Source organism: Xylanibacter oryzae DSM 17970, from assembly GCF_000585355.1.
GTDB classification, from domain to species: domain Bacteria; phylum Bacteroidota; class Bacteroidia; order Bacteroidales; family Bacteroidaceae; genus Prevotella; species Prevotella oryzae.
Map to the genome: position 1 here is coordinate 929798 of NZ_KK073873.1, position 20976 is coordinate 950773.

General features: G+C 34.1%; 17 protein-coding genes and 4 tRNA genes. 10 read left to right on the forward strand and 11 right to left on the reverse strand.

Annotated features, from left to right (window positions below; all coding sequences use genetic code 11):
* Nucleotides 1-8: 8 nt before the first annotated feature.
* The 5 genes from XYLOR_RS13900 to XYLOR_RS03870 all read right to left on the reverse strand — a co-directional run bounded on the left by XYLOR_RS13900 (nt 9) and on the right by XYLOR_RS03870 (nt 5524).
* Nucleotides 9-167 carry a hypothetical protein gene (locus XYLOR_RS13900; RefSeq protein ID WP_169730549.1) on the reverse strand — a complete coding sequence of 53 codons (159 nt, stop codon included), beginning with the start codon at nt 165-167 and terminating at the stop codon, nt 9-11.
* Nucleotides 168-243: 76 nt separating this feature from the next.
* On the reverse strand, nt 244-1797 hold the full coding sequence (locus XYLOR_RS03855; RefSeq protein WP_036877128.1) for an acyl-CoA carboxylase subunit beta: 1554 nt from the start codon (nt 1795-1797) through the stop codon (nt 244-246).
* A 39-nt stretch (nt 1798-1836) separates the two neighbouring features.
* Nucleotides 1837-2241 (reverse strand): methylmalonyl-CoA epimerase, encoded by a 405-nt coding sequence (mce, locus tag XYLOR_RS03860; RefSeq protein WP_036877131.1) that lies wholly within the window; start codon nt 2239-2241, stop codon nt 1837-1839.
* 125 nt (nt 2242-2366) lie between these two features.
* Nucleotides 2367-4736, reverse strand: a complete 2370-nt coding sequence (locus XYLOR_RS03865; RefSeq protein WP_036877134.1) for a TonB-dependent receptor — start codon at nt 4734-4736, stop codon at nt 2367-2369.
* Between the two features lie 23 nt (nt 4737-4759).
* On the reverse strand, nt 4760-5524 hold the full coding sequence (locus XYLOR_RS03870; protein ID WP_036877135.1) for an RNA methyltransferase: 765 nt from the start codon (nt 5522-5524) through the stop codon (nt 4760-4762).
* A gap of 163 nt (nt 5525-5687) precedes the next feature.
* Between XYLOR_RS03870 and tamL the strand changes: the two genes are divergently transcribed.
* Nucleotides 5688-7907 carry a translocation and assembly module lipoprotein TamL gene (gene tamL / locus XYLOR_RS03875; RefSeq protein ID WP_084608515.1) on the forward strand — a complete coding sequence of 740 codons (2220 nt, stop codon included), beginning with the start codon at nt 5688-5690 and terminating at the stop codon, nt 7905-7907.
* Here the strand turns inward: tamL and XYLOR_RS03880 are convergent.
* Nucleotides 7861-8328, reverse strand: coding sequence for a hypothetical protein (locus XYLOR_RS03880; RefSeq protein WP_036877137.1), 468 nt, complete (start codon nt 8326-8328; stop codon nt 7861-7863). The genes tamL and XYLOR_RS03880 overlap by 47 nt on opposite strands.
* Nucleotides 8329-8418: 90 nt before the next feature.
* Between XYLOR_RS03880 and XYLOR_RS03885 the strand changes: the two genes are divergently transcribed.
* Nucleotides 8419-9222 carry an MBL fold metallo-hydrolase gene (locus tag XYLOR_RS03885; protein WP_036877139.1) on the forward strand — a complete coding sequence of 268 codons (804 nt, stop codon included), beginning with the start codon at nt 8419-8421 and terminating at the stop codon, nt 9220-9222.
* A gap of 107 nt (nt 9223-9329) precedes the next feature.
* Nucleotides 9330-9402: transfer RNA gene (locus XYLOR_RS03890), tRNA-Lys, on the forward strand.
* A 1096-nt stretch (nt 9403-10498) separates the two neighbouring features.
* Here XYLOR_RS03890 and XYLOR_RS03895 read toward each other — a convergent pair.
* Both XYLOR_RS03895 and htpG read right to left on the reverse strand, forming a co-directional pair.
* Nucleotides 10499-10572, reverse strand: a tRNA-Arg gene (locus XYLOR_RS03895).
* Nucleotides 10573-10715: 143 nt separating this feature from the next.
* The gene (gene htpG, locus XYLOR_RS03900) at nt 10716-12773 is read right to left on the reverse strand and encodes a molecular chaperone HtpG (protein ID WP_036877141.1); all 2058 of its coding nucleotides are present in this window, start codon (nt 12771-12773) and stop codon (nt 10716-10718) included.
* A 267-nt stretch (nt 12774-13040) separates the two neighbouring features.
* Here htpG and XYLOR_RS03905 point away from each other — a divergent pair, with 267 nt between their 5' ends.
* The 3 genes from XYLOR_RS03905 (at nt 13041) to XYLOR_RS03915 (ending at nt 13922) form a co-directional block, all read left to right on the forward strand.
* On the forward strand, nt 13041-13556 hold the full coding sequence (locus tag XYLOR_RS03905; protein ID WP_036877143.1) for an RNA polymerase sigma factor: 516 nt from the start codon (nt 13041-13043) through the stop codon (nt 13554-13556).
* A gap of 186 nt (nt 13557-13742) precedes the next feature.
* Nucleotides 13743-13829: transfer RNA gene (locus tag XYLOR_RS03910), tRNA-Ser, on the forward strand.
* Nucleotides 13830-13850: 21 nt separating this feature from the next.
* Nucleotides 13851-13922, forward strand: a tRNA-Glu gene (locus XYLOR_RS03915).
* Nucleotides 13923-14016: 94 nt separating this feature from the next.
* Here the strand turns inward: XYLOR_RS03915 and XYLOR_RS03920 are convergent.
* Together XYLOR_RS03920 and XYLOR_RS03925 are read right to left on the reverse strand one after the other, a co-directional pair.
* Complete coding sequence (locus XYLOR_RS03920; protein ID WP_036877146.1) at nt 14017-14493, reverse strand: low molecular weight protein-tyrosine-phosphatase; 477 nt, start codon at nt 14491-14493, stop codon at nt 14017-14019.
* A 171-nt stretch (nt 14494-14664) separates the two neighbouring features.
* A complete protein-coding gene (locus XYLOR_RS03925; RefSeq protein WP_036877149.1) occupies nt 14665-16122 on the reverse strand; it encodes an aminoacyl-histidine dipeptidase in 1458 nt (485 codons plus the stop codon).
* 313 nt (nt 16123-16435) lie between these two features.
* On the opposite strand from XYLOR_RS03925, the gene XYLOR_RS03930 reads away from it, so the two are divergent.
* From XYLOR_RS03930 to XYLOR_RS03940, 3 genes are all read left to right on the forward strand, one after another.
* Complete coding sequence (locus XYLOR_RS03930; RefSeq protein ID WP_036877151.1) at nt 16436-17053, forward strand: OmpH/Skp family outer membrane protein; 618 nt, start codon at nt 16436-16438, stop codon at nt 17051-17053.
* 145 nt (nt 17054-17198) lie between these two features.
* Nucleotides 17199-17846, forward strand: a complete 648-nt coding sequence (gene nth / locus XYLOR_RS03935; protein ID WP_036877154.1) for an endonuclease III — start codon at nt 17199-17201, stop codon at nt 17844-17846.
* A 5-nt stretch (nt 17847-17851) separates the two neighbouring features.
* On the forward strand, nt 17852-18550 hold the full coding sequence (locus tag XYLOR_RS03940) for a DUF2461 domain-containing protein (RefSeq protein ID WP_036877156.1): 699 nt from the start codon (nt 17852-17854) through the stop codon (nt 18548-18550).
* A 23-nt stretch (nt 18551-18573) separates the two neighbouring features.
* On the opposite strand, the gene recQ is transcribed toward XYLOR_RS03940, so the two are convergent.
* Nucleotides 18574-20394, reverse strand: coding sequence for a DNA helicase RecQ (gene recQ / locus XYLOR_RS03945; RefSeq protein WP_036880642.1), 1821 nt, complete (start codon nt 20392-20394; stop codon nt 18574-18576).
* A 124-nt stretch (nt 20395-20518) separates the two neighbouring features.
* Between recQ and XYLOR_RS03950 the strand changes: the two genes are divergently transcribed.
* Entirely contained in the window at nt 20519-20974 is a 456-nt protein-coding gene (locus XYLOR_RS03950) for a helix-turn-helix domain-containing protein (protein ID WP_036877159.1), read from the forward strand.
* Nucleotides 20975-20976 lie beyond the last annotated feature (2 nt).

Consider the following 20976-nt stretch of genomic DNA (forward strand, 5'->3'; position numbering starts at 1 on the left):
TCAATTTTTTACGGATGAAGTGTCATCATCATTAGACGTTCATTCCATTGAGTATTGCGTGGCACAATTGTAATCTTTCCTGATTCTTCATCGTGTACGTTGTTACCCATAAATTCATGTATAGCCAACGAAATGGCTGCATATACATTTTTATCTTCCTTTGCCATTATATTTTTCTTTATATTAATTTATATTAGAGTTGGAAATAATTAATATTATTCCCAACTCCTTATGAAAAATCAATTACATAGGAATGTTCCCATGCTTCTTTGCTGGCAGAGTCTGGCGCTTTGTCGCTAGCTGAGCTAGTCCACGACATATACGGAAACGAGTGTTTCTAGGCTCAATTACATCATCAATGTAACCGTATTTGGCTGCTTGATAAGGATTGGCGAACATTTCAGTATATTCATCTTCCTTGTCTGCTAGGAATGCCTTAGGATCTTCTGCTGCTTTTGCTTCTTTGCCACAAAGAACAGCAACAGCACCTGAAGCACCCATAACTGCGATTTCTGCTGATGGCCAAGCAAAGTTGAGGTCGTTACGTAATTGTTTACATCCCATAACAATATGGCTGCCACCATAACTTTTACGTAATGTTATAGTGATCTTAGGAACTGTGGCTTCACCGTAGGCATAAAGCAACTGTGCTCCGTGCAGGATAACCGCATTATATTCTTGACCTGTACCAGGTAAGAATCCGGGAACGTCAACAAGAGAAACAATAGGAATATTAAATGCATCACAGAAGCGAACGAAACGAGCACCTTTGCGGCTTGCATTTACATCTAATACACCAGCGTAAGAAGAAGGTTGGTTAGCTACAATACCAACACTTTGTCCATTAAAACGAGCAAATCCTACAATAATGTTTTTAGCAAATTTAGGTTGAACTTCAAAAAATTCTCCATTATCAGTGATGGCGCTGATAACTTTGTACATATCATAAGCTTCATTAGGGTTATCAGGCAAAATCTCGTTTAAGAGATCTTCTTTACGATCGATAGGATCTGTGCATTCTTTGCGAGGCGCTTCTTCCATATTGTTGCTAGGTATGTAGCCGATAAGGGTTTTTATCATATGCATTGCCTCTTCTTCTGTAGATGCGGTGAAATGGGTTACACCACTCTTTGTTGAGTGAACAGATGCACCACCAAGGTGTTCCTGATCTATGTCTTCTCCGGTTACGGTCTTGACAACCTTAGGACCTGTAAGGAACATATATGATGTGTTTTCCATCATAAGTGTAAAGTCAGTTAATGCCGGAGAATATACAGCACCGCCTGCACATGGGCCAAAAATACCAGAAATTTGTGGTATAACGCCAGATGCAAGAATATTGCGTTCAAAAATTTCGCCAAAGCCGGCAAGAGCGCATATTCCTTCTTGAATACGTGCACCACCTGAATCATTGATACCAATAACAGGAGCGCCCATCTTCATTGCCATATCCATTACTTTGCATATTTTTTGTGCCATTGTCTCAGAAAGCGAACCTCCATTGACGGTGAAATCTTGTGCAAAAATGTAAACAAGACGGCCATCAATAGTACCTGAACCAGCTACCACACCGTCACCCAAGAACTGTTTTTTCTCCATACCGAAGTTTGTACAACGATGAAGTTTAAACATATCATACTCTTCGAAACTTCCTTCGTCAAGTAACATATCTATACGTTCACGCGCAGTGTATTTGCCACGAGCATGTTGTTTTTCAATAGCTTTTTCTCCACCTCCAATACGAGCTTGTTCGCGTTTGGCAATAAGCTCTTTGATTTTTTCTAATTGTTTACTCATTTTATTTGTATATATGAATATTTATAATTATACACTAAATTAGTGCTCACATAATTCTGTGAGTATTCCTTCTGTTGATTTAGGATGTAAAAATGCAATATTAAGATTCTCTGCTCCTTTTCTTGGAGCTTTATCTATTAGACGAAGTCCTTTTTCGTCACATTCGGCTAATGCGTTGGCAACACCGTCTTCTATACAGAATGCTACATGATGTACACCGTGGTTACCTTTATCCAACCATTTCTGAATAGTGCTCTCTGGTGATGTTGGCTCTAATAGCTCCAACTTAACCTCTCCACATTTTAAGAATGCAGTTTTTACCTTTTGATCTGCTACCTCTTCAATGTTATAGCACTTTAGGCCTAATACATTTTCAAAATACGGTAGGGCTTCTTCAATACTTTGTACTGCAATGCCCAAATGTTCAATGTGTGAAATTTTCATATTTTTTTTATTGATTTTTATGAGTATCTTTTAATCCAAATTTTATGCAAAGGTACTTTAATTCTAGCTAATAACAAAATAAAAATGCAAGTTTTTAGACAAAGCAACAAACCTTAAACTTTACATTAAAATTCAAATTGCAATTTGGCATTAATTTGCCTTCCTGTTAGATAGTTTGGTACAGCGTATTGTTTGCTTGTTACGTCAGTTATCCAATAATATGAACTTACATTATTTATGTCTAATAGATTTAGACAGTCTACTCCTAACCAAATATTACGGAAGATAGACTTTTTATCTTTATTTTCGTTGTTTACTAGTCTGTAGCTCATGCCTATGTCAGCTCTTTTATATGCAGGTGCCCTAAAATTGTTGTCTTCAAGTCCTTTATGTGGCGCACCGAATGGCAGCCCGTCTGCGTAAGACATTTTCAATGACATTTTCCATCTTATTGTACCAGGAAAGTAGTCTGTAAAGTAAAAGTTAAATGCATATCTTTGATCTGTAGGTAATGGTATACTTTTACCGTTTATTTTCTCTTTTGTATTCATGAGAGAAAAACTAATCCACGAATCTGTTTCTGGAACAAACTCTCCGTATAATTTTAAATCAAACCCCATAGCATGACCAGAACTTTGGTTATTGCCATAGTATACTATTCTCATGTTATCTACATTGTATGGTATTAGGTTTGACAATGCTTTATAGTAAGTTTCTGCAGTGAATTTATAGGCTCGGTCATTAATCTTAAATCTGTAATCTAAACCGATTACAAAATGTATTGATCTCTGGCTCTTTATCTTACTGTTTAGGGTAGCTACTGTTATTCCATTAGTAGTTGTAGTATCTCTAATTTCTTTGAAAAATGGTGACTGGTAGTAAAGTCCTGTTGCAAATCTTAAAGTTAGGTTTTCATATTTTTCAGGTATTATTGTTAGTGAAAGTCGCGGACTAAATAGACTTTCACTATTATAACTCCATCTACTGTATCTAACTCCATAATTTAGAGAATAAAATGTTCCTCCGAATGATTTGAATTTATAAGTGTCCTGAATAAAGGCTTCAACTCTAGAAGAATTCAAATAATTTAGGCATTTCAGTGAATAAGTCATTTGCAGATTAGAGCCTGTATGAGGTATTGAATATCCACTTGAATCTCTCATTTCATATTCGTTACTATTTTCTTTTACATGCTCAATCTTGTAAGTCAATCCTGATATAATATGATGGGCTTTTGATATGTGGTCTAAAATTATTTTGAAACTTTCAACGTTTGTCTTGATATAATTTCTGGCATGCTCCATGTATGTCCCGATACCGAGATTTTCTGTGGCTTCGGACTCTGTAAGCCAGTATTGACTTTGAATGTCATAAGTTTCTTGCTCTTTTGTATAAAAGGCTGACGACAGAAATGATATTTTAGTGTTTATACTTATATTACGTGTAACACTCAAGGCTCCAAAATAAGTATTAAAAAGGTCTTTCTCACTTCCATCAAAGTATACCTTGAACTTTTTTATATTCTGTAATGTGCCAAAATCTGTTTCTCTATCCTTTGGCGTGAAGTTATAGCTGTTGGTTGATACGTTACCAAGAAAGTCAATGGTCCAACGTTTATTAGGTTGATAGCTTAAATAAGATTGATAGTCAAAAAAACGTGGATCATATTCACCCTTTGTATCTAATGATCCTAATAAACATTTGCTTGTCTTATATCTTATACCATTAATCCATGATATCTTTTTTGCTGCTAGTCCTATATAACAGCTTGCACCGATTAGACTGGCTTGAATTTTTGCTTCCGATTCAGTTGGCTTTTTATATGTTATATCTAGAGCGGATGACATCTTATCAGAGTATTTAGCTTCGAAACCTCCTGTAGAAAAACCAATTTTCTCGACCATATCAGGGTTTATAACACTTAATCCTTCCTGTTGTCCACTATGAATTAAAAATGGTCGATACACTTCTATGTTATTTATGTAAACACTATTCTCATCAAAGTTTCCACCTCTTACATTATATTGTGTTGACAATTCGTTATGTGTAGATACCCCTGCTTGGCTTTGTATCATTTCTTCTATTGTATTACCATTTGTAGAAGGCATAGATTTTAGGTCTTTTGTATCCAAGTTCTGTATTTGATCATACTGCCTGTGTTTTTCGGTAACAAAGATTTCTCCTAACGAATTCATACTTGGCATAACAATTGTAACTGTTATTTTGCCTTTTGGGTGTTTTAAAGATAAGCGTTTAGTCTGATAGCCAATCATAGAGATCCTTACAATAACGGAATCTTCAGACTTAAGGTGCATCGTAAATTCTCCTTTTAGATTTGAATTTACTATTCTGCCTTGACTTTTGCAAACTATAGAAGCTAGTTCAATAGGAGTTTGTGTCTCATCTACCACTTTACCCGAAAGAATAAAACTAGCGGATAAAACAGGCTCGATTATGATTATTATAAATATTAATATGACACAAAATCTTTTCATTTGTGTATAAACGGATTTTTTCCCTATTTATTGCATTTTCTCCTGAATTCACTGCATACAATAGCAGTAGCTATGGCTACATTTAGACTATCTGCCGTTTCTCTTTCAGGTGGATAATTAGGTATTAATAATTTATTTGTAATCTTTTCCATAATTGGTTGTGATATGCCGTTTCCTTCATTCCCCATAATAATAAGCCCTTTATCAGAAAGTACTTGCTCGTAAATATTTTGACCATCTAATGATGTTCCATATACAGGAAAGTCATTTGGTAGACCGTTAACTATTTTTTTCAAGTCTGTATAATATACATTTACTCTTGCGATACTTCCCATTGTGGCCTGAATTACTTTTGGATTATATACATCAGCAGTGTCGTAACTACAAAATATATCAGTTATTCCAAACCAGTCAGCCACTCTTATAATAGTGCCTAAATTACCAGGATCTTGTACTCCATCTAGGGCAATACATAATTTCTTTGAAAGATTATTGATTTCAGGTTTTTTGTCTTCAATAGAGAATAGCGCCAATACTTGCTGAGGATGCTGTAACATGCTTATTTTTCGTAGCTCATCTTCACTTACTTCAACTATCTCTTTAGCTGTTTTATAGGTATGAATATTTTTCTCAAGCCACTCTTTCGTAGCATATATAGACTGAGCTTCATATATGGCTAGTAAATCACCAGTAACCTTTGGACCTTCGGCAATGAAAAGCCCTTCAACTTTTCTTCCTTTCTTGGTTTCAAGCAAATGGATTTGCTTAATTTTATTCTTGCTAATCATGCAGCAAAGGTACAAAAAAAATAGATATATTTATTCACATAGAGAATAAATAATCTTCTTATATAAAATAAATGGTTACTGAAAACTAATCTCTCAGATTTTATTTGTAACTTCGCCGACAATTAATATTATTAATAAATTGATTTAAGTTGATTTACAGAACGTGATTTGGAATTTTCATAGTATAATAAAGAATACAGCTTTTGCTTCTGTTATAGTTGTCTTGGTAGCCTGCTCGGCTTCTAAGTTTGTGCCAGATAAAGAGTATCTACTTGAAAAAGTGGAAGTTAAGACCAACGCTAAAGATATTGATGCAAATGCATTAAGGCAATACGTCAGACAACATAGTAATTCTAAATGGTTCTCTCTATTTAAAATTCCTCTTGGAACATATGCTATGGCAGGAAGGGATACTTCAAAATGGATAAACAGAACGCTTCAACGTTTTGGAGAAAAACCAATTATATATGATACGCTTCAAGCAAGGTTGAGTTGTAATGATCTAAGGACAGCTTTGCAAAATATGGGATACATGAATGCTATTGTAAATCTGCAGACAAAAGTTCACAGGAAAAAAATTAAAGTAATATATACTCTTGTACCTGGTGAACCGTTTTTTATAAGAAATTTAAAATACGATATACAAGATAAGAATATAGCGAAAATTTTAATGACTGATGACTCTACAAAGTGGGGATTACATTCTGGTATGAAATTTGACGTAAGTACACTAGACAAAGAGCGTAATCGTATTGCTAAAATACTCACGGATAATGGATATTACCATTTTCATAAAGATTTTATTGTTTATTCGGCAGATTCTATAGGCAACAATAGATATGTAGATTTGGTTTTGCATTTGATGAAGTATAGGCAAAATAACAATGCGCCAGAGACTGATCATCCTCAATATAAAATCAGGAATGTTAATTTCTATAATGCAGATAGTACTGATATTCATTTAAGAAAACGTGTACTTGAAGATAATACATTAATAGAAAAGGGCCGTTTGTATAGTTCTGACGATTTGCAAAAAACGTATAATAACTTTGGCTGTTTGCAGGCTGTAAGATATACAAATATTAAATTCAAAGAAGTTCCGGACTCGACCATTCTTGACTGTGATGTACAAATTAACACCAACAAACCGAGTACGATAAGTTTTCAGCCTGAAGGTACAAATACTGCGGGTGATCTTGGTGCTGCGGCATCTCTGACATACGAGAATAGAAATCTCTTTAGAGGATCTGAATTGTTAAGTGTAGAATTACGAGGGGCTTTTGAAGCAATTAAAGGCCTTGAAGGTTATCAGAATAGCAATTTTGTTGAATATAGTTTAGAGACTAAATTACAATTTCCACGATTCGTCTTACCATTTATGCTGCCAAATAGTCGTAATGGTATTAATGTATCATCAGAAATATCTTTATCTTATGATATGCAGAATAGACCAGAGTTCCACCGTAGAGTCTTTTCGGCAGGATTAAGATATAAGTGGAATAATCCGGAAAGCCATTCACAATACAAAATAGATATTCTTGATCTGAATTATATACATATGCCATGGATATCAGAAACCTTTAAGAAAGAATATCTTGACAGTGTTAGCAATCGTAATGCAATATTAAGGTATAATTATGAAGATTTGTTTATCGCAAAAATTGGTTTCGGATATGCTTATAATAACGGGAAGCATGCATTTAAAGCTAATATTGAAACTGCTGGAAATCTCTTCAATGCATTTTCTCATCTTACAAACGCTAAAAAAGACGATAAGGGCAATTATACATTATTCAATATAGCATATGCACAGTATGTTAAAGCTGATTTTGATTATACGAAGTTGATAACATTCGATAGACGAAATTCACTAGCGTTGCACTGTAATTTAGGTATTGCCTATCCGTATGGTAATAGTACAGTTCTACCTTTTGAGAAAAGGTATTTTTCTGGAGGAGCAAATTCCGTTAGAGGATGGAGCGTAAGAGGACTTGGTCCTGGAAAATATAGAGGAGTAGACGGCGCTATTGATTTTATAAATCAGACTGGTGATATGAAGTTGGACATGAATATGGAATATCGCACTTTCTTGTTTTGGAAATTTAATGGTGCTGTTTTTGTTGATGCAGGCAACATATGGACATTAAGGGATTATGCCGAGCAGCCTGGAGGGCAATTTAAAATAAATGAATTCTATAAGCAGATAGCCGTAGCATACGGCTTAGGACTTAGACTTAATTTCGATTATTTTATTCTTAGGTTTGATGTTGGTATGAAGGCAATAAATCCGGCATATGATACACAAAAAGAACATTATGCGATAGCAAATCCTAAACTTAGTCGTGATTTGGCTTTTCACTTCGCAGTGGGGCTTCCATTTTAATAGTCCATCTCTTATTACGTAATACAACCGGCAGGCGGAAGTCTGCTTGTTTAATTATACGTCCAGCTTTGCCAATTGTGTCTAGTTGCATATAATTATGCACGGTAATTAGAACACATCCGGTAGTGTCATTATCATGAAATTCATAATCGTTTATTACAATTGAAGCCCCTTCTTTCGAATTCTTTAAGACCATGATATCAGCATCGTGTATATTTGATGCAGCATATATTAGCCATTTCCTTGATTCCTGAGTGCAGTGTCTTATCGCTTCCTTATAATTGTAGTTGAAATAAGACGTAGCGAAATCATCTACTTCTTTATTTATTTGGTCGTTATCGCCTTTGTGTGTTACACCACAACTAAATAATGCTGTAGAAAATGCGATAGAAAGTGATATTAATGAATAATTAAATTTCATATTAAATAATAAATATATTACAAAGATATACATTATATTTTGGTTTTTAGTCATATTTTCTGTACTTTTGCATAAAATAACAAATTTAAAATGCTAAGATTTATATCCTTTGGCAGTGGAAGTAGCGGAAATTGTTACTATCTTTACACTGAAAATAATGGGATACTGATAGATACCGGAATAGGAATAAGGACACTAAAGAAATACTTCAAAGATAGAAATTTGAAGATTGATGATGTGAATAACATCCTGATAACTCACGATCATGCTGATCATATAAAGTCAGTAGGTAGTATGAGTTACGAATATGGACTGTCGGTTTATGCTACGCATAAGGTTCACCATGGCATTACGCGCAGCTATTGTGTACAACGAAAAATACAAGATGAACACATTAAAGAAATAGAGAAAGGTGAATCTTTCCAATTGGGAGACTTTCATATTATTTCATTTGAAGTTCCTCATGACAGTTCAGATAATGTGGGTTACAAAATAGATGTTGGCGGTATTGTATTTTGTCTTATGACAGATGTAGGACATGTAACAGACGACATGAAAAATTATATTTCAGAAGCCAATTATTTAGTTATAGAAGCCAACCATGATATGGAAATGCTCATGAACGGTCCTTATCCACAATACCTTAAAGATAGAGTGTCGGGCCCTGATGGTCATTTGTGTAATGCAGATTGCGGAAAGGCTATCGCTGAAAATATGACGGAAAATCTTCGTCATATATGGTTGTGTCATTTAAGTGAAGAAAATAATCACCCAGAATTAGCTCGTAAGACAGTTGAAAGTACTTTGAGAAGTTATGGTGTGTTGGTAGGCAAGGATGTACAACTTGATGTACTTAGAAGAAAAGTTCCTAGTGAAATCTTTATATTGGACTAAAAAATGCACTTTTTCTTAAAAAAGTTATTCAATAATTTGGCTGTTACAAAGAAAAGCCTTACCTTTGCAATCGCAATTCAGAAATAGCCTGATTGCTGATAAAAAAGGCGCTCGTAGCTCAGTTGGTAGAGCATCTGACTCTTAATCAGAGGGTCCAGGGTTCGAACCCCTGCGGGCGTACAAAAGGGACTTAATTAAGTCCCTTTTTTGTTCATTATTCTAACTAATTAATTTAAATATTTACTGAATAATAGTTCGTTCGTATTTTGTGGCTTGGTCGTTATTCTGGATGATATTATTATACTTTCATTGTCTTTTGATTGAGTTTGCAAGTCTATGTTATTTTTATAAAGATTTTGCTAATATAATTTGTAGTTTTTATAATGAAAGTAATAGGGTGGGTTTTGACTTTATGCAGAAACGGTTTACATTGGCTTAAAATAAAATGTGTAAAATTGAAAAGAAAAGACGTGTAGATCGTTTTTGTATTGAAAACTTCAAATCTGAAGTATTAAGAGTCTATTCAAGCGGTATATCATGGCGTTTTACGGCTCAAAGATTATCCTTTTTCTGAAACGTCACATGCATGCGACGAATTCATGTATCAGATATTATATCAGTAGGGTCTTATTTAATACCTTATGTGGTGTTAATACAATGAAATCTGTAATATTGCTGAAGATATTTATACAAAACTGGAATTATCTAATTTAAAGATGTAAAAAATTCAATGATAAACTCATGTTAACAACTATCGAGCTGTTTGCATTTTATTTTCTGTCTACACTTTAAGATATTTACAATTTTTCTGTTTAGCTTAAAGCAACTTATTATGCAGACGAAATCATATTTTTATATTGGGGCATTGTTATGACTTGTATTTAGATAACTTATAACCTATGTCTAATGATTTTATATAAAGATGATAAAGGTTTATTTGGTATTGTTAGTCTCTACAATAGGATAAACAAATGCAAGAATTGAACTGGTGTCTAATTAGGCTTTGGTCGAATAGGGTGTATTCTGTCTTTTAAAAATGTGTTGAAATTAAAAACAAAAATGACTTTAAGAGAAAATATTTTAATATAATGCTCATATTACATGTTTTATATCATGATATACTTATTATATTAAGTATTTGAACCAATATGATTCTCATTATCTAAACTTGCATAATATGATAATTTAACATCACATAAAATCCAGTCGTAAATTTTGTAATATACAAGTATATAATGCAAAAAAGGTTTCCATTTTGGAAACCTTTTCTCTTATGTGACTCCGTAGGGATTCAAACCCTAAACCTGCTGATCCGTAGTCAGCTACTCTATTCAGTTGAGCTACGGAGCCTCATTTCTTGATTGCGAGTGCAAAGGTAAGGCTTTTATTTTATTCCTCCAAATTTTTATATAACTTTTTTTTCAAAAATATCTTTCATCAATAAAAAAGGCCTTTCCCAATAATAGAAAGGCCTTTTTATATGTTCTATTTGATTATTTAATCAAGTCAATAGAGCGTTTTAAGAATTTATCTAGAGCAGCACCTTTTAGCATTCCGTTCTGTAAAAGAGCTAAATCGATAAGCTGGTGTACAATGTTATTGTTTTTTGCATATTCGGCTATAATACTCTCTTTCTTACTTCGTTCAGCTTCTAATTCTTTTTCAGTATTTTGTATGTCATCTTTTTCTTCTTGTGTAATTTCCTCTGGTTTCTTTTTAGATTGAGCTTGATGTAACGCAGCAAGACGAGCTTGCTGACCTTTTAGTTCACCTAGTATCGGCTTAAGTTTTTCGTCTGTGCTTGAGGTTGCATCATCAAGTACTTTTTTAACTAGAGGGTGATCACTATTTAATACCAATGAATAAGAATCAGGCATTTGTGCATAGAAACTCATTCCTGCCTGAAATCTGCTGATATCTTTCATACGTCTCATATATTCACTCTGGGTTATAATTACAGGCTGCATTTGTTCTCCTAGAGCTTGAACCTCAACATTGAACTCTATTTTGTCAAGTTTTGGCATTTGAGAACGGAACACAGATGACAAATTGTCACGCTTATCACTGTCAAGTTCTGATTCTTTATGATCTTCCTTAATAATGAGTCTGTCTATAATGTCAGAGTCAACACGTGTAAATCTACTCTTTTCAAATTTTTGTTCAAGCATAGAGATAACCGGAATATCCAACTGACCGTCAAGCAGTAGTACGCTATATCCTTTTGCTTTAGCCGCTTCTATATAGGTATATTGTTCCTCTAGGTTATTGGCATAAAGATAAATCAAGTTTCCTTCTTTATCTGTTTGGTTATCTTTAATTAATTGTTTGTATTCGTCAAAAGTGAAATATTTGTTGTCGGTATCTTTCATTAAAGAGAAATCTTTAGCCTTTTCGTAGAAATTATCCGCTTCAGAAAGCATACCATAATTAATGAATATTTTAAGATTATCCCATTTTTCTTCATATTCCTTGCGGTCCTCTTTGAAAATACTTTGCAAACGATCTGCCACTTTCTTTGTTATATATGTTGAAATCTTCTTTACGTTGGCATCACTTTGCAAGTAACTGCGGCTAACGTTCAGAGGAATATCTGGAGAATCAATAACACCATGTAATAGTGTTAGGAATTCCGGTACTATGCCTTCTACTTGATCTGTTACGAAAACTTGGTTGCAATATAATTGTATTTTATTGCGTTGTAGTTCTATGTTTGACTTAATACGCGGGAAATAAAGTATACCAGTAAGGTTGAACGGGTAATCTACATTAAGATGAATCCAGAAGAGAGGTTCATCCTGCATAGGGTAGAGAGTCTGATAGAATTTTTTGTAGTCTTCATCTTTCAATGTACTTGGAGTCTTTGTCCACAAAGGGTCTACATTATTAATAATGTTGTCTTCTTTAGTGTCTACTTGTTTTCCATCTTTCCATTCAGTTTTTTTCCCGAAAGAAATACTAACGGGCATGAACTTACAATATTTATTTAGGAGACTTTCTATTTTGGCTTTTTCCAGGAATTCTTTGCAGTCATCATCAATATATAATATAATGTCAGAACCATGATCATCTTTTTTGGCATCTTCAATTTCGAATGAAGGAGAACCATCGCAGCTCCATTTTACAGCTTTTGAATCATCCTTATAGCTTTTTGTTATGATTTCCACCTTTTTAGATACCATGAAAGCAGAATAGAATCCAAGTCCGAAGTGACCAATAATAGCGTTTGCATTATCCTTATACTTATCAAGGAAATCACTTACGCCAGAAAATGCAATCTGATTGATGTACTTGTCTATTTCTTCTTCAGTCATACCAATACCATGGTCACTGACAGTAATTGTTCCTTTCTTCTCATCCAATTTGATTTGAACAGTAAGGTCGCCAAGTTCACCCTTGAAATCCCCCTTTTCAGCAAGGGTCTTAATTTTCTGTGAAGCATCTACAGCGTTAGAAACAATTTCACGTAGAAAAATTTCGTGATCAGAATACAAGAATTTTTTGATAACGGGGAAAATGTTTTCTGTTGTAACCCCAATATTTCCTTTTTGCATGTTATTAATGTTTTAATATGTTCAACTTTTCATCATATAATATGCAAATAGTGTGCCAATGCAGATGTCATTATAATAAGAAATAATGTATGCAATGTTTAAAAAAGTCCATTTGATTGGAAAAGTTTTCATGCGAATTTTACCGTATGTTACAAATGCTATCATTTATGTATCATTTTTTATTATGTGTTCCTTTTTTGAATGCTTTAAGTTGCATCATTTGTTTTTTAATATTATCTTTGCAATACTAAAAACACAAATTGAAACATGAAGGAGCGCGAAACCAAATTTGACATTATTGCAGAATACTATCAATCTCATTATGCAGAATTGATAGCATTCGTTGGTAAACGTATTGACTATACTGATGAAGTTGAAGATATCGTTCAAAATATATTTGTACGTCTACTTTTATCAGACAAGATGATATCCGAAATAACATTGCCTTGTCTTGTTTATACAGTGGCCAGAAATCTTATTTATGATTTTTGGCGCCATCACCGTTTGATTAATGAATACGAACATTATTTTAAGTCAACGACATCATGTGGCAACAATGATACATTATCTATATATTCAGCAAATGAGATAAACCAGATATTAGAAAAAGGTATAGCTCTTCTATCTGATAAAAAACGTCATATATATAAAATGTGCATATACGATGGAATGAAGGTTTCTGAAATATCAAAGACGTTGGGCGAAAATTATAAGAGGGTGGAGAATTATCTTGGAGCGGCAAGAAAAGAAGTACGCCAGTATGTTGACAAGATGTTGGCATAGGGAGGATATTATTATGTTATATTCATTTATTGGCTAATGTATATTGTCATTTGTGATGGATTAGATAACCTATGATTCTAATCTTGGCACTTTTTAAAAAAAAATCAATGAAAAGTTTGTGTAATCAAAAATAATCCTTTACCTTTGCACTCGCATTTGAGAAAAGTGTTGCGGTTTGTACCAAAAGGAAGTTTGGGTGAGTGGCTGAAACCAGTAGTTTGCTAAACTGCCGAACGGGTAACCGTTCCGGGGGTTCGAATCCCCCAGCTTCCGCACACTTTTGCAACTAGCCACGGTGGGTTCATCTAATGGTTAGGATACAAGATTCTCAATCTTGGCATACGAGTTCGATTCTCGTACCCACTACGGATGAAATAATTAAGTAGCTGATTTTCAGCTACTTTTTTTATGCCTTGATGGATTATATATTGCTTTAGCCTTTATTTTGAATAAAGAAGACTCATTTATTGAATAACGAAAGTGGTAAATTTTTGCATGCATCTTCAAGAAGGATAATCACATTTTCAAAATCATCATCGTCTCCATAATATGGATCAGGAATCTTGTCATAATTAGGGTATAACTTCAAATAATCGCTAATACGTAAAATCTTCTTTTTACATTCTTTGTTAGGAGCAATATTTGATAAGTATGAATAATTATCTTTATCCATTGCGATGATATAGTCGAAACGGTTAAAATCGTTCATGCATATTTGCCTTGCCTTACTATTGAATTTGTATCCATGTATGTATCCATGTTTTCTCATCCTAGCATCAGGAAGTTGTCCTATGTGCCAGTCTCCAATACCAGCGGAGTCTATATCTAACAGTGTTAATATTCCTTTGTCTTCAGCTATTTTTTTTGTTATATCCTCAGCAGCGGGAGAACGGCATATATTTCCTAAGCATACAAACAACAACGATACCTTTTTCATATATAGAACTTCTTTTATTTCTTTTTATTATTATTGCTGCAAAGGTAATAAAATTATTATTGCAAAAGAACAATAATAAATAATGTATGTTCGCTGATAGCGTAAAAAAATCCAAGCCATTATGCTAGCTTGGATTCTTATTATTGATATTTTTTAATAACGTTACCGTATTTATGCTGATGGAATGCTCTTTAATATTTCTTTCAAGTGATCCCATACCATTTGTACTGTTGGAATAAACAGACATTCGTCTGGAGTGTGAACAAAACGTAGAGTAGGACCAAAAGAAACCATATCAAGGTCTGGATATCGCTCTGAGAATAGACCACATTCCAAGCCTGCGTGTATACCTAAAACCTTTGGCTCCTTGCCAAAGAGTCTTTTATATGAATCTACAGCAATCTTAGTCAACTTGCTATCAGCATTCATTTTCCAAGCTGGATATCTGTCTCCTTGGGATACCTCTGCACCTGCTAATTCAAATACAGATTTAATAGTATTGCCCATATTTTCTAGATTACTCATTACGTTACTACGTTGAGATGCAACAATTGTTATATCCGTATCTGTAGTTACTATACTTGCTACATTGCTTGATGTCTCTACCATCCATGAAATAGCTTCATCCTGGCACATAGCTAAAATGCCATTATGTATACCTTGCATTGATTTTACAAAGTTAGAACCAACATTAGCAGGCAAAACCTTTTCAGCATCTGTAGATTCCATGTTGAAAATCATATTTTTGTCAGTAACATGGAATTCATCTTCTACATCACTCGCAAATATATTCCAGTCTGCTTTAATATTTTCTTTTGCATTATTAGGTACTGCTATTGTAAAATAACCGTCACGAGGTATGGCATTATGCATCTTACCTGAAGTAAATTGAGCAATACGTATATCATACTTGTCCTGTTCTTTATAAAGGAATCTTGTTAGAATCTTTATAGCATTTGCGCGATGTTTATTAATATCGTCGCCTGAATGACCTCCAATTAAACCTTTTAGTTGAGCTTTAATAAAGAAATAACCATTAGGAGCATCTTCTTTTACAAATTTGAAAATGGCTTTTGTGCTTAGTCCGCCTGCACAACTTACAAATATCTGTCCTTCGTCTTCGCTGTCTAGGTTAATAAGCATTTTCCCAGTCATAAAACCAGCCTTCATTCCATGAGCACCTGTAAGTCCTGTTTCTTCATCACGTGTGAAAACACATTCAATAGGTCCGTGTTCGATGTCCTCAGAAGCCAGAAGAGCCAGCTGTATGGCATCACCAATACCATCATCTGCACCTAGAGTGGTTCCTTTTGCTTTAAGCCATTCTCCATCTACATATGTTTGTATTGCATCAGTATTAAAATTGAAGTCCACATCGACAAGTTTATCACATACCATATCCATATGGCTTTGTAATATAACAGTTTCACGGTCTTCATATCCAGGAGTCGCACATTTTCTTATTATTACATTACCAGTTTCATCTACTAAAGTGTCAAGATTATGCTCCTTACCCCAATTTTTGAGATATTCAATCATTTTATCCTCATGCTTAGAAGGCCTAGGCACCTCATTGATTTTCGCGAATTGCTCGAATACACATCGCGGCTGTAATTCATTTTTATTCATTATAAAATGTTTATTTATTATATTTTATTTTGTTCTTTTGCTAATTTGCACTATCTTTGTACGCAATTTAAACGCAAAAGTAAGAAAAATGGATGAGACATTATTATTGAGCGTGTTAATAATTGCTATAAGTATAGCAATATTATGCATTAAAGTCATATTAGTAAAAGACGGGCGCTTTTCCTGTTAGCATGTAAAGGACAATTCTAGACGATGACGAAGAATATCCATTTTTACAGATAAAGACATTTAAGCGTGTGTTGACAAACATCAGATAAAGTAAAATATAAATAAACAAATAAATTTAATGATAATGAATAAGAAAAACATTTTTGGCGCTGTCATGCTAGCTGCAGTTGCGTCTATCACGATGACATCGTGTAACAAATCAACTCCACAAATGGATGAGAAATCACAGACTTCAAAAGCGGCTCCTGGCGATATGAAAATAGCTTATGTAGAGGTTGACTCTCTTATGAATCAATATAAATTCTGCAAGGACTATTCTTTGATATTACAGAAAAAAGGTCAAAATATTCAGGCAACTCTAGCTCAGAAAGGACAAGCTTTACAGGCTGCTGCTGCTAATTTTCAGCAGAAAGCTCAGGCTAATGCATATACACGCGAACAGGCTCAAGCAATCCAAGCTAATCTCCAGCGTCAGCAGCAAGATTTGCAGACTCTGCAACAGCGTCTTTCTAGTGAATTCGAATCAGAACAGACTAAATACAATAAAGCTCTGCGTGATAGTTTGCAACATTTTTTGAAAATCTATAATAAGGATAAAAAGTATTCTATGATTTTGAGTAAAGCCGGTGATAATCTTCTTTATGCAGATAAAGCATTGGATATCACTACAGATGTTGTAAATGGTTTGAACAAATCTTATTCACCTTCTACTGAATTGTCTAAGGCAAAAGGAGGAAAATAATTTTAAATATAATTATAGTGCCGCCTTCTTTATAATGAAGAAGGCGGCATTTTTGTTCTATTATATCCTTTTATTATCTCTTTTTGCTACAAATATTTTTTTATTTATTGTAGGCATATGAAATTATTCGTATATTTGCATTATCATGAATAAAAAAGAAAGATATCGTTATATATTAGATTATTTTCGTAAAAAAATGCCGAATGTAACCACCGAACTTGAATTCGGAAGTGTATTTCAATTGCTGGTGGCTACTCTTTTAAGTGCACAATGTACTGACAAACGAATAAATGAGGTTACGCCAGAACTATTTAGACATTATCCCACAGCAGAAGCTATGGCAAAAGCTGATCAGGAAGATATATATGAATATATAAAAAGCGTTTCATACCCCAATGCGAAGGCTAAGCATCTTGTTGAAATGTCAAAAATGCTTGTTGAAAATTTTCGAGGTGAAGTTCCTGATGATATAAGCGATTTGATAAAGTTGCCTGGGGTAGGGCGTAAGACGGCAAATGTGATTCAAGCTGTTGCCTTTGGCAAGTCTACTATGGCAGTAGATACCCATGTGTACAGGGTAAGTCATCGTCTTGGACTTGTTTCTAAGGAGTCAAACACTCCTTACAAAGTAGAGCAGGAACTTATGGCCAATATCCCGGAATCGGATATACCAAATGCACACCATTGGCTACTTTTACACGGTAGATATGTATGTACAAGTAGAGCACCACATTGTTCTACATGTGAGTTTGATGATATTTGTCCTAAATTAATTGATGGTTCAAAATTATAATAAATATGGATGCTAAAAGAATAATACAATTTCTAAAAGATGTCTCCGTCAACAATAACCGACCTTGGTTTCAGGAGCATAAAGATGAATACCTTGAAGTTAAAAAAAACTTTGAGGAAGATATTACAAGAGCTATTTCCAGAATTGCTGAATTTGACTCTTCTGTTAAGAATATTCAGGTTAAAGATACCACATATCGATTTTATCGTGATACGAGATTTTCTCCTGATAAGTCACCATATAAGAATCACATAGGAGCCTATATATCGGCCCATGGTAAAAAATCCATGCACGGAGGATATTATATACATCTAGAGCCGGGGCATTGTCTTCTTTCTGTTGGCAATTACTGGTTGCCAACAAATATACTGACTGCTTGTCGTAATGAAATAATGTCAAATGAAGGAAAATGGCTCGAATGTGTAGAAAACGATAAGTTCATCAAACTTTTTGGTAAGGCTGAAAATAAAGGATGGAATTCACCAAAAGGCTTTGGATTAGAATACCTTAAAACATGTCCTTCTGGTTTCCCAAAAGATTATGAGCATATTCAATATCTCCGAATGAAAGACTATTGCTGCTGGAAAGCAGTACCTGATACGTTCTTTGATGGAGAAAAATGGCTTGATGAGATGGTTGGCATATATAAGGTTGCTAAACCGATGTTAGATTTTATGAATAATGTTATAGACGATTACGAATAGTCGTCTATAACGTTACGCAGCGATCAGTAATTTCTTATTATTTTTGTGAATAGCTCACCATATTTGGCTTTTTTGAAATCTCCAATACCAGATATCATACCAAAATCTTCTATTGTTTTGGGTTTATTGATTGCTAGGGAGTGTAGTACTTTATCTGATAAAATAATATAAGGAGGGAAACCCTGTTCGTCGGCGAGTCTTTTTCTCAAAGCGCGTAAAGCTTCAAATAGTTGCATGTCCTCATGCCCATCAGTTGGCGCCATCCCTGGTATTATTATAGACGGAATCTCTAGGTGCATGTGCTTCTTCTTTGGTGCTTGCACTTTTATATTATGGTCAATTACAGCTAGTTGAGTTCGCTTTTTACCCTTTAGAATGTCCCATCCGCTAGATGTTATTTTAATATGATTCGATTCGCTATAGTCGATCTCTATAAATCCCATCTGCAACATCTGTAGAATATAATCTTGCCAGTCGTTGGATGTTATATCACGTCCTACGCCATATGTCTTCAGTTGGCTATATCCCTTACGTATAACAGTAGTTGAGTTTATACCCCTTAGAATCTCTATTGTTGTAGAAACCCGTATTTCTTCATTAGTACGTGCTACCGCACTCAATGCTTTTTGTACTATTATAGTACCATCAAATTTAATAGGAGGATTATCGCACACATCGCAGTTTCCACAGTCCTTGTCTGTTTGTTCACCAAAATAATTCAGAAGAATTCTTCTTCGACATACATTTGATTCTGCATATTCCCTCATACGACGTAGTTTATCCATATTTACCTGCTGCTGTCCACTATCTTTTGCGAATTGTTGTAATTGAATAATATCAGCTAATGAATAAAATAATACAGTATCAGCAGGAGCCCCGTCTCTGCCGGCACGACCAATTTCCTGATAAAAATTCTCTATGCTTTTAGGCATATTGTAATGTATGATCCACCTTACGTTACTCTTGTCAATACCCATTCCGAAAGCTACGGTTGCACATATTATTTGTACTAAATCATTCTTATATGCTTCCTGAGTCTTATTTCTTTCTTCAGCAGACAGACCAGCATGGTATATAGCAGAATTATATCCATGTTCTCTAAGAACTTTTGATATCATTTCCGTATTTTTTCTGCTTAGACAGTATATTATGCCACTTTCACCTTTATGGTTGTCTATGAAATTAAAGATATATTTTAATTTTTCAGGCTTTTTGTATTCACGTTTGACAGTCAAACTAAGGTTAGGTCTGTCAAATGATGAGATAAATATTTTAGGATCTTTTAGATTTAACTGTTTAACTATATCTTCACGCGTTATTTTGTCTGCAGTAGCAGTAAGTGCGAGTACAGGAACATTTGGGAATTCTTGATGTAAAATACCTAGTTGTGAGTACTCGGGTCGAAAGTCATGCCCCCATTGACTTATACAATGAGCTTCGTCTATTGCAAACAATGAAATTTTTATACTTTTTAGGAGATATGGAATCTCTGATATCAATTTTTCAGGAGACATATAAATCAACTTTAAATCACCTGAAAGGCATTTCCTTCTTATAACAGTATCACTGTTTATGTCATTGTTAGAATTGAGTGCTTCTGCTTCTATACCATTGGCTTTAAGAGTCTCCACTTGATCTTTCATCAGACTTATTAGCGGTGATAACACAACAGCCGTTCCGGGTAAGTTCAAGGCAGGTATCTGATAGCATATACTTTTACCTCCGCCAGTAGGCATAAGCGCCATACAGTCATTCCCTTTTATTACTTCATTTATTATTTCTTCCTGATTGGGTCTGAAAGAATCATATCCGTAATATTGCTTTAATAAATATTTAATTTCCATAATCATCTGAATTGTATACAAAGTTAGTTTATTTTTACTAAAAAATACCATAAAGCTTGATTTTTCATTAGAAATTGTATATATTTGCACCTCAATTTTAAGTAACAAATAAATACATTCAGGTATGGCAAAGTATAACATTACAGAAAAGAAGGAAAAAGATGCGCGTTATCGAGGCTTGGTAAGACCAAGTCTTATGGATGAATTAAAGGAGAAAATATTAAACATAGTCTTAATTCAGAAAAAATATAAGGATAAAGACTATTCAGCAAAGCATTTAGCAGAAGATTTAGGAACTAACACAAGATATATTTCAGCTGTGGTAAATGTAAAATTTCACATGAACTATACCTCTTTTGTAAATAAGTTCCGTATTGAAGAAGCTATGTCTATTCTTGTAGATAAGAGATACAATGATCTTAGCATGGAAGATGTTAGTGACATGGTGGGTTTTGCTAATCGTCAGTCGTTTTATGCTTCTTTCTTTAAGATAAAGAATATGACTCCTAGAGATTATAAGATGAAGTATATTTCTCAGCATCCCAAAGCTCTTAAAGAACCTGGTAAAAAAAGGTTGTAAAC